The 12,656-nt window shown below is 27.5% G+C and carries 11 protein-coding genes; 2 read left to right on the top strand and 9 right to left on the bottom strand.

Annotated elements, in window-relative coordinates; genetic code table 11:
* Position 1: 1 nt before the first annotated feature.
* The 8 genes from glgB to FRIFI_RS01820 all read right to left on the bottom strand — a co-directional run bounded on the left by glgB (position 2) and on the right by FRIFI_RS01820 (position 8,370).
* Positions 2–2,005 carry a 1,4-alpha-glucan branching protein GlgB gene (gene glgB, locus FRIFI_RS01855; RefSeq protein WP_166504842.1) on the bottom strand — a complete coding sequence of 668 codons (2,004 nt, stop codon included), beginning with the start codon at positions 2,003–2,005 and terminating at the stop codon, positions 2–4.
* Between the two features lie 387 nt (positions 2,006–2,392).
* On the bottom strand, positions 2,393–3,385 hold the full coding sequence (locus FRIFI_RS01850) for an SPFH domain-containing protein (protein ID WP_092923296.1): 993 nt from the start codon (positions 3,383–3,385) through the stop codon (positions 2,393–2,395).
* 41 nt (positions 3,386–3,426) lie between these two features.
* Entirely contained in the window at positions 3,427–3,867 is a 441-nt protein-coding gene (locus FRIFI_RS01845; RefSeq protein ID WP_166504841.1) for an NfeD family protein, read from the bottom strand.
* A gap of 110 nt (positions 3,868–3,977) precedes the next feature.
* On the bottom strand, positions 3,978–5,012 hold the full coding sequence (locus FRIFI_RS01840) for a sulfate/molybdate ABC transporter ATP-binding protein (RefSeq protein WP_092923061.1): 1,035 nt from the start codon (positions 5,010–5,012) through the stop codon (positions 3,978–3,980).
* A 2-nt stretch (positions 5,013–5,014) separates the two neighbouring features.
* On the bottom strand, positions 5,015–5,695 hold the full coding sequence (gene modB / locus FRIFI_RS01835; RefSeq protein ID WP_092923293.1) for a molybdate ABC transporter permease subunit: 681 nt from the start codon (positions 5,693–5,695) through the stop codon (positions 5,015–5,017).
* Positions 5,696–5,723: 28 nt separating this feature from the next.
* Complete coding sequence (gene modA / locus FRIFI_RS01830; protein WP_092923058.1) at positions 5,724–6,491, bottom strand: molybdate ABC transporter substrate-binding protein; 768 nt, start codon at positions 6,489–6,491, stop codon at positions 5,724–5,726.
* 77 nt (positions 6,492–6,568) lie between these two features.
* The gene (locus FRIFI_RS01825) at positions 6,569–7,216 is read right to left on the bottom strand and encodes a hypothetical protein (protein WP_092923055.1); all 648 of its coding nucleotides are present in this window, start codon (positions 7,214–7,216) and stop codon (positions 6,569–6,571) included.
* 158 nt (positions 7,217–7,374) lie between these two features.
* Positions 7,375–8,370: an asparaginase gene (locus FRIFI_RS01820; protein ID WP_202819466.1), complete on the bottom strand. Its 996-nt coding sequence runs from the start codon at positions 8,368–8,370 to the stop codon at positions 7,375–7,377.
* Positions 8,371–8,531: 161 nt separating this feature from the next.
* Here FRIFI_RS01820 and FRIFI_RS01815 point away from each other — a divergent pair, with 161 nt between their 5' ends.
* Both FRIFI_RS01815 and FRIFI_RS01810 read left to right on the top strand, forming a co-directional pair.
* On the top strand, positions 8,532–8,963 hold the full coding sequence (locus FRIFI_RS01815) for a MarR family winged helix-turn-helix transcriptional regulator (RefSeq protein ID WP_240276169.1): 432 nt from the start codon (positions 8,532–8,534) through the stop codon (positions 8,961–8,963).
* Between the two features lie 5 nt (positions 8,964–8,968).
* Positions 8,969–9,364, top strand: coding sequence for an HsmA family protein (locus FRIFI_RS01810; protein ID WP_092923050.1), 396 nt, complete (start codon positions 8,969–8,971; stop codon positions 9,362–9,364).
* A gap of 53 nt (positions 9,365–9,417) precedes the next feature.
* Here the strand turns inward: FRIFI_RS01810 and FRIFI_RS01805 are convergent, their stop codons facing one another.
* Positions 9,418–12,591, bottom strand: coding sequence for a ligand-binding sensor domain-containing protein (locus FRIFI_RS01805; protein ID WP_240276170.1), 3,174 nt, complete (start codon positions 12,589–12,591; stop codon positions 9,418–9,420).
* Positions 12,592–12,656: the final 65 nt, after the last annotated feature.

The following is a 12,656-nucleotide window of genomic DNA, read 5'->3' as shown; positions in this document are numbered from 1 at the left end:
TTTATAATTTTTTCTTTTTTACTAATATCTTGCTATTATTTATACGTTTTATATCTTGACTTAACCCACCGATTAATATCTTTTTCCCCTTATCCATCTCATATTTAATTTTTTTAAGATTTTTTCCTTTTATAAAGGTTGCCCCTAATGGTGGTACTTTTATTTTTATGTGATGTTCTTTGTTGTGCCATTTTGAATTTATTGAGAAAAGTTCTGAACCTTTCATTGTTTGACCAGAACCTCCATAGATTACATCATCTGAGTTGAAAACTTCTTCATATGTACCTTCATACGGTACTCCAACTTTATAATCGTAATGCACTATAGGTGTGAAATTTATTACAGCTATAATAAACTCTTCTACTTTTTTACCTTTTCTCATAAGTACTACTATGCTTTGTTCATTGTTATGCGGATCTATAAAATCAAATCCTTTATGACTATTATCAATTTCATATAAAGCTTTTTCATTTTTATATAAATGATTAAGTTTCTTTACATATTCTTTAATTTTTTTGTGTTGATCTCGCTCTAACAATTCCCATTCAAGCCCATATGCATACCTCCATTCTATATCTTGAGCGAATTCATTTCCCATAAACAATAATTTTTTTCCTGGATGTATCATGTAATATGCATATAGAGTTCTTAAGCCTGCAAATTTTTTCCACTCATCTCCAGGCATTTTATCTAAAAGAGATTTCTTTCCATGAACTACTTCATCATGAGATAGAGGAAGTATAAAATTTTCTGAAAAAGCATACATAAAAGAAAATGTTATAAGCTCGTGATGATATTTTCTATATATAGGGTCCATTTCCATATATTTTAATGTGTCGTTCATCCATCCCATATTCCATTTATATGTAAAACCTAGTGATCCTTTATAGGTAGGTCCTGTAACCATAGGCCAAGCAGTTGATTCTTCTGCTATTATCAAAGGATTCTCTACATTTTCATAAATAATCTTTGTGAATTCTTTAATAAATTCTATTGCCTCTAAATTTTCTCTTCCACCATATTTATTAGGCTTCCACTGGCCTATATCATAATCTAGGTATAGCATGCTTGATACAGCATCAACTCTTATACCATCTATATGAAATTCTTTAAACCAATATAATGCATTAGATATTAAAAAGCTCTTTACTTCTGGCTTTCCCAAATCAAAATGTGCAGTGCCCCATCCTATATTTTCAGCTTTTAACGGTTCTTCATACTCATATTGAGCCGACCCATCAAATTTATATAGACCATGATCATCTTTACAAAAATGACTATATGCAAAATCTAATATAACTCCAATTTGATTTTGATGGCATCTATCTATAAACTTTTTAAATTCTTCTGGTGGTCCGTATCTACTTGTGCTACTATAATAACCTGTTGTTTGATATCCCCAAGATTCATCTAATGGATGTTCTGTTATTGGTAAAATTTCTATATGGGTATATCCCATATCTTTTACATAGTCTACTAGTTCATATAATTCTTTATAATCAAAAAACTCTCCATCCCATTTTCTTTTCCATGAACCTAAATGTACCTCATATATATTTATTGGAATTTCATTAGTATTTTGTTTTTTTCGTTGTATATTCCAATTTTTATCATTCCATTTATAATCATCTTCTTTATATACAATAGATGCTGTATTTGGCCTTTTCTCTGAGAATCTAGAATACGGATCTGATTTTAGTTTTTTACTTCCATCAGCTCCTATTATATGGTATTTATAAGAACAACCTTCTTTTATATTTTCTAAAGATATATACCAAAATCCTAAATTATTTAGATTGTTCATTGTATACTGATACAGATTCCAATTATTAAAGTCCCCGGTTAAATAAACTTGCTTTGCATTTGGAGCCCACAATGTAAATGAAGTAATATTATCACGAATATGGCATCCTAAAAATTTATAGCTATTATAGGACTCACCACTTTTAAATTTTTTTATATTTTCTATAATAGATTTATTACATGTTGCTTCTTTATATTTCATAAATAAATTTTCAATCCTCTCTCATTTTCCCCTGTATAGTATATAATTATATATCAGTAAGTCTTATAATTAACAAATAACTTATAGTAAAATTCAGTCATGTGATGTGTAATTCTAACATAATATTCTATATCTATACCATTATTTAATAGAATTATGTATAATCTTCTACTTATATAATTTGTTAATAAACTTCAAATACATTTTTTAATTTTGTTGTTAATTAGTTTAATTATTTTTTTGACAATGTTATTTTCTAAGTAATCCATTTATTTTATATACAAAGTAACAAAATTTACTAGGATTAAATGATTTGTAAGCAATAAAAAAACACCACTTGATGCAAGTATGCATCTAGCGGTATTTTTTTATTCTTAATTAATAAATTTAATTTTTACCATCACTTAAGACTTCTTTTATACCTTTAAAAGTTCCTAAGAAGTTTACTGTATCAGAAGGTAATACTAACTTAGTTGCATTTCCTTGGGCAACCTTTTCTAGTGCTTCTATAGATTTTAAAGCTAGTATTCTTTCATCCACATCAGATTCCTTCATAGCTGATAATACTTCTCTTAATCCTTTAGCTGTTGCTTCTTGAACCTTTAAAATAACTTCAGCTTCTCCTTGTGCCTTAGCTATAGCCATTTCTTTTACAGCCTCTGCTTCCCCTTGTGCTTTTAATATAGAGGATTCTTTCAAACCTTCAGCTTCCCTTATCATGGCTTCTTTCTTAGCTTCTGCTCTAAGTATCGCTGATTGTTTTTCTCCTTCTGCTTGAAGTATTGAAGCTGATTTATTACCTTCTGCTTGAAGTATTGCCTCTCTTCTTTCTCTCTCAGCTCTCATTTGCTTTTCCATTGCTACTTGTATATCATGTGGTGGCATTATATTTTTAAGCTCTACCCTGTTTACTTTTATCCCCCACTTATCAGTAGCTTCGTCTAATATAGCTCTCATCTTTGTATTTATAACATCTCTTGACGTTAAAGTTTCATCTAAATCTAATTCACCTATTAAGTTTCTTAAAGTTGTAGCAGTTAGGTTTTCTATAGCTGTAATAGCATCTGCTATTTCAAATACATATCTTACAGGATCTGTTATTTTGTAATAAACAACTGTATCTATTTGCATAGTTACGTTATCTTTTGTTATAACTGGTTGAGGAGGAAAATCAACAACATTTTCTCTCAAATCAATTATATAACTCATCTGATCTAAAAATGGAACTAAGAAATGAACACCTGTGTCTGCTACCTTTCTAAATTTGCCTAGCCTCATTATTATACCTACCCTAGACTGTTTTACCACTCTTACACAAGATAGAGCAATAACAATTGCTACTACTATTATAAGTATCGGTATTACTAAATTCCCTATCATTTCAAACATAATACATCCTCCTAAATAATTTATATACCTTTTTATTTAATTATAGATACTTCATCATGTTTACTTACAACTAACTTAACTCCCTCTATCTTCATCACTATAACTTCTTCACCTTTTAAAATCTCACTATTGTCTATAGATATTGCACTCCATTCTTCATTATCTACTACTACTAATCCCATTTGATTTTCTTTTATATCTTTTGTTACCATGCCTTTTTTATTTAATACAGCATTAAGATTTGTACTATACTTAAATGTTTTATCTTTTTTAACTATCTTTCTAGTACCTATTATTAATAGAATTATTGAGATTACAGCAAATATTATTACTTGGACTATTATACTTTCTATAAAACTACTTAAAAACATAAGTATTACAGCAGCTAAACTAAACCAAATTAACGTTAAGCTCGGTGTCATAGCTTCTGCTATAGCAAATATTATTGCTACAACTAACCATACTAGTTTCATTGACCCCCTCCTAAATATAAATATATATTAATTGTATTATATCATTGTTTAATTTATATCTATGTTTATTATAAATTCTGTAATATATTGTAATATTTACTAGTTTTCCTCTAATTTAAATAATATATTTTATTTCTATTAATATTTATACTAACTCTATTTCCTCTTACAAGCTTTAAATCCTTATTTTTTAATCTTACTTCTATAGCTTTTTTACTTTTATCTTTTCTTAAAAAGACACTTATCGTTTCTGGGTTTTCTATTACATTTTCTACTACAAATTCTTTACTTATTGAATCCTCTACCTTATCTATGCTTATATTATTTTCTCTTATACCTATGTACTTAAATTTTTTAGCATTTATATCCTCTATTATTAAATCCCAATCTATAGCATATATGGTATTATCCTCCAAAACCTTAACCCTTGATATGTTTTTACATCCAGTTATTTTAGCTTCTAAAACTGTGCTTGGATTATTGAATAGATCATGTCTATTTCTTTTAACCTTAGCCTCTAAATCTTCATACACTACTATGTCTTCACACATTCTATATGCTTCTTCTATATCATGAGTAACAATTATTGAATTTTTGTTGTATTCATTTAATATTTCATTTATTTCTAATCCTATGTTTTTTCTTAAGTGGTAATCTAGCGCAGAAAATGGCTCATCTAGTAACAATACTTCCGGTTCTGTAACTAAAACCCTAGCTAATGCTACCCTCTGTGCTTGTCCCCCTGACAATTCATAAGGGTACCTATTTTCTAATCCATTAAGCTTTAATTTATTTATATACCTTTGAGATAATTCTTCTATATCTTTTTTTCGTAAATTACTTATTCCAATCTCTATATTTTTCTTTACAGTCATATGAGGGAATAGTCCATAATTTTGAAATAAAAATCCAACTTTTCTATCCTGAGGAGGTAAGTTAACTTTTTCATCCGAATCAAATAATACCTTATTATTTAATATAATTTTACCTTTATCTGGCGTTTCAAGACCTGCAATACATTTTAATGTCATACTCTTACCAGAGCCTGACTGTCCCAAAAAAACTAGTTTTTTACATTCTTGATTTATTTTCACTTTTAATATCTTTTCTCCAACCCTTTTTTCTATATCAATATATAGAGACATTATTATTTCCTCTTTCCTACTATTTTTAATTGTTTGTTAGACCAATAATTAAGTATTAACATTATACCTAGTGACATTAGTATTATTACCATAACCCAAAAGCTAGCCATAGCCATATTTCCACTTTCAACCTCAAAAAATATAGCTATTGGTATTGTTTGTGTTTTTCCAGGTATATTTCCGGCTATCATCAATGTAGCTCCAAACTCACCTATTGCTCTTGCAAATGATAATGCTATACCTCCTATCACACCAGGTGTTGATAGCGGTAATATTATTTTTTTGAATATATTCCACTCACTAAGACCTAAAGTCCTTGCTGATAGTATTATATTTTCATCAATTTGTTCAAATGACGATCTTAAACTTCTGTACATAATTGGTAAAGATACTGCTACTGCTGAGATTACAGTAGCCCACCAAGTAAATATTATATTTTTATTCATTGATATTAATATATTTCCTATTATCCCATTTTTACCAAATATAAGTAATAAACAAAATCCAACTACTGTTGGAGGGAGTATTAAAGGAAGGGTTAAGATTATTTCGATTAAGGTTCTAAATTTTCCTTTATAATTCATCATAAGATATGCTATTAAAATTCCTATTATACTTGTTATAATAGTTGCAATTAGAGATGTTTTTATAGATATAATTAATGGTGTCAAATCAAAATTCATATTATATGTAATTCCCCCTATTTTATAGTTATATTTCCTTATACCCATATTTTTTTAATATATCTTGTCCCTCTTTGCTAAATAAAAATTTTTGGAAATCTTTAGCTTCTTCTATATTTTTGCTATCCTTTATTATTGCCATTGGGTATATTATAGGTGAATGGTATTTATCATCTATTTCCTTTATAATATTAATTTTATTATTATTTACTGCATCCGTTGAATATACAAATCCTACATCCACATTTTCTACTTGAGCCCACGCTAGTACTTCTTTTACATCTTTAGCATAAACTAACTTATCTTTTACTTTTTCCTCTAAGTTTAAATTTTTTAAAGTTTCATATGCATATTCTCCTGCTGGTACACTTTCAGGATGCCCTATTCCTATATGTTTAACTTTTTCACTCATAAGATCGTCTATACTATAATTTTTGGAATTATTGCTACTAACTAAAACCAACTTATTTTTTGCTAAATTTCTTACACTTTCCTTATTTAATATACCTTTTTTATTTAACTCATCTACTTGTTTTTTCCCTGCTGAGATAAATAAATCACAAGGAGCTCCTTGTTCAATTTGTTGCTTTAGAGTTCCTGATGAACCATAATTTATGACTAATTCGACATTATTATTTTTAAGTTCATATTCTTTTTTTAATTCTAAAATTGCCTCTTTTAAGCTTGCTGCTACCGAAACACTGATTTGTTTTTTATTATTTTCATTACTTGTACACCCTAAAATACTAATAGCTATTAAACATACTATTATCATAAAGATGCTAAATTTTTTCATAATATACTTCTCCCTAAATTAATTTTTATAACATCTTTATATTATCAAAAACACCTACATTAATGTAGGTGTTTTAATTATTTTTTATTATTATCTATTATAGTTTTAGTTGTGTCTAAGTCTTTTCCTATACATCTTTGACTGTTTATTCTTTCTGATACTAGCATTTCTGCTAATAAACCTTTTAATTCATGTACTAATTTTTCTATTTCTTTTTTACCTATTTCTTCTTTGTCAATTTCTTTTTTGGCTTCTTTTGGATCTATTATAGTTTTAGTTGTATCTAGATCTTTTCCTATACATCTTTGACTATTTATTCTTTCTGATACTAACATAGTATCTACCATATTCTTAGCTTCTTCTACTAAATTGCTTATTTCTTCTTCTGTAAACTCTTCTTTATCAACACTTTGATCTATTATAGTTTTAGTTGTATCTAAATCTTTTCCTATACATCTTTGAGTATTTATTCTCTCTGATGTTAACATAACTCCTGATATCCCTTTTATTTCTTTCGCTATTGTAGATATTTCTTTTCCTAACTTATTTAACTCTTCCTGTGTTAATTCTTCTTTTTCTACATCTTGGTCTATTATAGTCTTAGTTGTATCTAAATCTTTTCCTATACATCTTTGTGTATTCATTCTTTCTGAAGCTAACATAACCCCTGCTAATCCTGTTAATTCTTCTTTTAAACCATGTAATACGTTTCCTAACTTTTTCATGTCCAGCCACCTCGTTGTTAAATTTTGCATCTCTTAATTATAATTACCATATAAACATTTGTAAATACTTTATTTTATCTTACTTTTATTATACCTATTATTGTAAATATATATATCTCTATTTTGATTAATTTAATATATTATATTCTTACCACAAATTACCTAAGTTTAAACTCTGATTTTGTTTCTCCAATAATTTTTCCTCTAGCATTTTTTAATTTTGGATTATGAAACTTAGATAATTTTTCTTTTTCCTCTTTAGATATTAAACCTAATTGATCTAAAGTTTCTACCACTGCACAGTTGGTGGATATATCACTTCCATCTTCTGTCTTAACAGCTATACCTATTCCATTTTTTTTATCTCCTAATAAATATACACCCTCAGATCCCATTTTCCCAAATATTCTTCCTTTGCATGCCTTCATTAATTCTGTACAAAATCTATCACTTCCTCCTACCATCTCGGGATAACTAATCATAGCTTTAGTTATTCTATTTATGTATTCAGATTTTACATATATATTTGTTGGATTAGCCATTTGTGCAAATCCATATGCTAAGTTTTTTAATTTAAGTGCATGTGTTGGAGCACCACATCCGTCTATTCCAATTAAAATATCTTTCTTATCACATCCACATATCTTAGACATATTATTTAATATTCTTTGCTGAACCGGATGTTTCAATTCTAAGTAATCATCTAAATTTTCCTTATTAGCCTTAGCACTAATCAACATCCCACAATGCTTTCCAGAACAACTGTGATGTTTTTTAGTTATATCTTTTCCTGACCTAATTAAATTCTTGTATACATCTAAGTTAAATGGTACCTTAGTTCCACACTTTAAATTATCTTCACTAAGATTTGATTTTTTTAATATACTATTTATCCCCTCTACATGGTAATCTTCACTAGAGTGAGAAGAGCACATTAATGCTATTTCTTTATCACTTATATTATATTTTTCACAAGCTCCACTCTCTAAAACCTGTATTACCTGTATTGGTTTTACACTAGATCTTGCATATATAATTTTCTCTGGATTTGAATAATACTTTAGTAACTTATTATTACTATCGACTACAGCTATATGAACATTATGGCTACACTCAACTAGGCTTCCTCTATATGTATTTACTGCGCCTATCACTTTAATCCTCCTTATTAAAAAAATATTTTATTAATTATTATATGTTATTTTTCTTTGTCTATATATCTTTTTGAAATTAGTTTATATATAAATTATTCACTTTTTAACTTTTAATTGTTTGCATAAAAACTTTTTGGGTAATAAATTATAGAGGTGATTTTTTGAATTCAAAATATGACTGTTTTAAAATAACCTTGCTATTAAAAGAGCTCTACTCTAAGACAATGTATTCTATAGAAGACAATTTTGAAGAAGAAAGTTTGACTTATCAACAAATTATAGTAATTAAAATTATTGCTCACAATGATGATTTAACAATATCTGATCTTTGCAAAAAAATGTCTTTAGCAAAAGGTACTGTTTCAGGTATAGTTACTAGACTTGAACAGAGTGGATATTTGGAGAAATTTAAAAAGGAAACTGATAAACGAAATACTTATCTAAAATTTACTGATAAAGGAAAGTCTTTTGCTTTTGAGTTTCGATCTAAGATTCAAAAAAGTTTTGATAATACTTTTAGAAATTGTAATAATGAAGATTTACACGATCTTAAACTAAACTTAGAAAATATTTTATCTAAAATTAAGGAGTGACAACTATGAGTACTAAACTGATAATGGCTATTACATTCATTACATTCGCACTTATATTTTACACTGTAGGTGTTTTTAGCGAAAGAAGAGCTAATACCTTAACTAAAAAACATGTTATAATATTTTGGTTAGGCCTTGTATGTGATACATTAGGTACAACTACAATGACTAGTATAGCTTCTAGCGGAAATTTATCTATCTCTCCTGTTGCAGAGAGTATACATGGGATAACAGGTTTACTTGCTATAGTTCTTATGCTATTTCATGCTTTTTGGGCAACTTATGTATTATATAAAAATAATGAAAACCAAAAGAAAGTATTCCATAAATTTAGTATAGTGGTTTGGTCTATATGGCTTATACCTTACTTTATTGGAATGTTTATCGGAATGATGCATTAGTAGATATAAAATATAAAAAGAACGTTGTATTAATACAACGTTCTTTTTATATTTTATAAGATAATAGTAAACTTAGTACCCTTGTTTATTTCACTTTCTAAGTATATCTTACCATTGTGAAGTTCAACTATCTGTTTTGTTATAGTAAGTCCCAATCCACTTCCACCTTTTACTTCTGAGTTTGCATCTACAACTTGATTAAATCTATTAAATATGGATTCATGGTATTTATTATCTATACCTATACCTGTATCTTCTACAGTAATTATTACATTGTCATTATCTTCTTTTATAGTTATTATAATTTTTCCACCCCTCGGTGTAAATTTAGCAGCATTTCCCACTAAATTAACTATACATCTCTCAATTTCACTAGCATCACATACGATATATTTTTCCTCAACCTCTGGGTCAATTATTAACTCTATACCATTGTTTTCTACATACTCTTTTAATGATAATGTGGCTTCTTCAACCACATATACAATGTCATTTTCTTTTAGGTCTAATTTATATTTGCCATATTCTATCTTTGTGGTGTCAATTAGATTATTTATTAGCCTTAATAATCTTTTGGTATTTCTATCCATTACCATCATATATTGAGATAATTTTTCTCGTTCTATACCACCTTGAGATTTATTAAATTCTGTTATAAGTTGTTCAGTTGTATAAATTACATTAAGAGGCGTTCGTAGTTCATGAGATAAATTTATAAAGTAATTATTTTTTCTTCTTTCTAGGTCTATTACTTTATTTAAAAGCTCATTACTTTTTTGCATCTCTTTTCTTAATTGAGCTGTTCTCTTCTTTACCATATTATCTAAGCGGTTCACTCGATTTACATTATAATAAATTATAAATACAAATATTATTATATATATAAAAATTGCTAAGTTACTTTTATAAAATGGGGGTTTTATATTAAACTTAACTTGATTTTCACTAGTTATCGTTCCATTATAGCTCCTTGCTTTTACCCTTAATGTGTAATTTCCTGGATCTAAATTGCTATAATTTATATCATTAGATTCAACTTTACGCCATCCTTCTTTAGTCCCTTCTAGCATATAATAATACTGTATATTCTTAGTGTTTCTATAATCAGGTAAAAACAAAGTTATATTTATGAAATTTTCATCATGCTCAAATTCCATGTTATTTATATCATTATATTTTTTGCCATTTATCTCAAAGTTATCAAACATAACTTTAGGCGTGTATTTTTCAGTATTTATATCAGATGGATGGAATATATTTAGTCCATTTATTCCTCCAAATATTAACTCTTCTTTCTTATTTTTATATAAAGCATTTCCATTAAACTCTCCACCTTGTAATCCATCTGTTATGCCAAAATTCTCAATTTTTTTTGTCTTTATATTTAGTCTTGATAAACCTGAATTAGTACTTAACCATAAATTTCCCTTATAATCATTTAAAATCCCATATACGATATCATTTGAAAGTCCCTCTTCGGTTGTATAAGTAGTAAATTTACCCGTTTCTTTATCTAGCTTATTTAAACCATAACTAGTCCCTATCCATAAATCTCCATATATATCTTCATTTATATCTCTTATAGTATTTGAACTTATAGAACTTTCATCATTTTTATCATATTTATAGTTTTTTATTTCTTTTGATTTAGGATCTATACTTATAAGACCATTGTCTATAAAACACCCTATCCAGTATACACCACTTTTATCTTCATATATAACTTTAGCAAATAAAGACTCTATTCCTGACTTTTCTAGAACTTCATCTAAATTGATTATATCATTAGTCTTAAAGTTTATTATACTTATCCCATTTGGAGTTCCCACCCATAAGTTATCTTTACTGTCTATAAATACAGTTCTTATATCATCTTCTTTTAGCCCATTGGATTTGTCGTATACAATTATACTATTATCATTCTTATCTATTATATTTAAACCACTTCTAGTTCCTATATATATTTTGTCTTCTTTTCCAGTTATATCATTTATAGAATTATCACTAAGTGTATAGTTTGTATTTTCTCTATTTAAATGACTTACATCTCCATTTTTTCTATTAATTATGTTTATCCCTTTAGAGTTTGTACCAACCCATAATAATTCATCTTCATCTTCATATATACCATGAACTATATTTTCACTTAATGAGTTCTTGTCATTAGGATTATTTTTATAATGAATTATCTTATTTTTAGGGTCAAATATGCTTATGCCCGAATATGTTCCAACCCATATAAGTCCACTTTTATCTTCAATTATATCAAAAACGTTGTCCTGAGATACTGAATTATAGTTGGTACTTTCATTTTTATATGTAATAAATTCTTTACCTTCATTTATTTTTGCAAGTCCCCTATCTGTTCCTACCCATAATGTATCATTGCTATCCTTATACACTTCTCTTATAAAGTTACTTGGTATGGATTTGCTATTATTCTGATCATGTGTATATTTTTTTATCTCATTAGTTTCTATATTAATTTTATTTAATCCGTTTTTAAAAGTTCCAACCCACATATACCCATCATCATATAATAAAGCATATATGTCATCTTTTATTGTTTTATTTACATCTTCACCTATACTATATTTATATACTTTTTTATTCTTTGTATTTAATTTATCTACTCCACTTTTTGTTCCTATCCATATATTCCCATACTCATCTTCTTCTAATTCACGTATATATTGGCTACTTAAATCTTCTTTTCCTCCTAAAATTCGCTCAAACTTATCTTCTTCAGAATTATATAGATTAAGTCCATCTGATGTTCCTACTATTATATCTCCATCTTTAGTCATAAGAATATCTCCTATGTTATTGTGAGATAAATTTCCACTTTCTTTGTCATTAAAATAGTTAGTTATCTTATCTGTATTAATATCTATTTTACTAAGCCCATTAGCTGTTCCTACCCATATATCTCCATTACTATCTTCTTGAAGGCTTACTATGTAATTGTTTGCTATACTGCTTTTTGACCTTTGATTATGTCTATATATCTTAAAATCATACCCATTATATTTGTTAAGACCATCATTAGTACCTATCCACATGTATCCTTTTTGATCTTGAATAATAACTTCTGCTGTTGACTGAGACAAGCCATCTTTATTGCTTATTTTTGTAAAGTGTACATCATAACCATATACTTTATATCCATCCCCTAATATTAATATAGTTATAAATAAAATCATTCCTGCAATATATTTATTTTTCATTATTTTCCCCTTATTTAAAAATCATTCCTACAAAATTATACTATATTGTACATCATTTTTCTACT

This window comes from Romboutsia hominis, assembly GCF_900002575.1.
Classification (GTDB): domain Bacteria; phylum Bacillota; class Clostridia; order Peptostreptococcales; family Peptostreptococcaceae; genus Romboutsia_C; species Romboutsia_C hominis.
Note: the sequence above shows the minus strand (reverse complement) of the source record. Positions and strands in the feature narration are given on the sequence as shown.

Coding starts and splice junctions, on each gene's coding strand:
- glgB (WP_166504842.1), bottom strand. CDS start 2,005: ATGAAATATAAAGAAGCAACATGTAATAAATCTATTATAGAAAATATA.
- FRIFI_RS01850 (WP_092923296.1), bottom strand. CDS start 3,385: ATGATAGGGAATTTAGTAATACCGATACTTATAATAGTAGTAGCAATT.
- FRIFI_RS01845 (WP_166504841.1), bottom strand. CDS start 3,867: ATGAAACTAGTATGGTTAGTTGTAGCAATAATATTTGCTATAGCAGAA.
- FRIFI_RS01840 (WP_092923061.1), bottom strand. CDS start 5,012: ATGTCTCTATATATTGATATAGAAAAAAGGGTTGGAGAAAAGATATTA.
- modB (WP_092923293.1), bottom strand. CDS start 5,695: ATGAATTTTGATTTGACACCATTAATTATATCTATAAAAACATCTCTA.
- modA (WP_092923058.1), bottom strand. CDS start 6,491: ATGAAAAAATTTAGCATCTTTATGATAATAGTATGTTTAATAGCTATT.
- FRIFI_RS01825 (WP_092923055.1), bottom strand. CDS start 7,216: ATGAAAAAGTTAGGAAACGTATTACATGGTTTAAAAGAAGAATTAACA.
- FRIFI_RS01810 (WP_092923050.1), top strand. CDS start 8,969: ATGAGTACTAAACTGATAATGGCTATTACATTCATTACATTCGCACTT.
- FRIFI_RS01805 (WP_240276170.1), bottom strand. CDS start 12,591: ATGAAAAATAAATATATTGCAGGAATGATTTTATTTATAACTATATTA.